The following is a 982-nucleotide window of genomic DNA, read 5'->3' on the forward strand; positions in this document are numbered from 1 at the left end:
TAACCCGTTGTGCATTATGATTTAAAAGAAAAAAGTTGTCCATATTACTGATAATCAGTATCTTGTTTTAGCCATAAAACATTATATATGAACAACTTAAGTGCAAATTACGAAAGAATATTGGAAGTTTTAAGAAAAATATCAAAAGATCAACTTTTACCCTATCAAAGGCGTGAACCAAAGCTCTGTGACCTGGAACTGATAAGTTTGAGTTTAACGGCTGAGTTTATGGGCATAGATAGTGAAAACGATCTTTTCAGAAAACTTCCCGAAATGATATATACAAAAATTGAGCGAAGTGTATACAACAGGCGAAGGCGAAGGCTCGCCAATGAGCTTGATAAAATTCGCTTAAAACTGGCATCGCATTTCAATGAATTTGAAGATTATTTTGTCGTTGACAGTATGCCTTTAGAGGTTTGTAAGTTGTCCCGCAGTTCACGTTCTAAAATATGCAAAGAAGACGATTTTGCTTTTCCTGACAAGGGGTACTGTGCCGCACAGAGTGCTAATTATTATGGATACAAACTGCACGCGGTTTGCTCTGTAAACGGTGTTTTTCAGAGTATTGACCTAAGCCCTGCTTCCGTGCACGACATCAATTACCTAAAAGATATCAAGATGCAGATGGGCGACTGTACGTTAATTGGCGATAGAGGTTATTTGTCTGCAAAAATACAGCTCAACCTTTTTGAAACCTGTAACATAACGCTCAACACACCAATGAGAAGGAACCAAAAAGAATATAAAAGGCAACCCTATATATTTAGAAAAAAGAGAAAAAGAATAGAAACGCTGTTTTCACAATTATGTGACCAGTTTATGATAAGACGCAATTATGCAAAGTCCTTTAAGGGATTCAAAACAAGGATAATCTCAAAGATAACGGCACTTACAGCTATTCAATATATCAACAAGTTTATCTTTGGCAGAAACATCAACAATATTAAAATCAGCATTATTTAAAATGCACAACGGGTTA

Annotated in this window: 1 protein-coding gene; it reads left to right on the forward strand. The window is 35.6% G+C overall.

Annotated elements, in window-relative coordinates:
* Positions 1–87: 87 nt before the first annotated feature.
* Entirely contained in the window at positions 88–966 is an 879-nt protein-coding gene (locus tag POV26_RS10500; RefSeq protein ID WP_272856431.1) for an IS982 family transposase, read from the forward strand.
* Positions 967–982: the final 16 nt, after the last annotated feature.

This window comes from Aequorivita todarodis, assembly GCF_028561335.1.
In the GTDB taxonomy this organism is placed as follows: Bacteria; Bacteroidota; Bacteroidia; order Flavobacteriales; family Flavobacteriaceae; genus Aequorivita; species Aequorivita todarodis.

Excerpts from the sequence above, each read along its gene's own strand:
- POV26_RS10500 (WP_272856431.1), top strand. The coding sequence starts at position 88 with ATGAACAACTTAAGTGCAAATTACGAAAGAATATTGGAAGTTTTAAGA.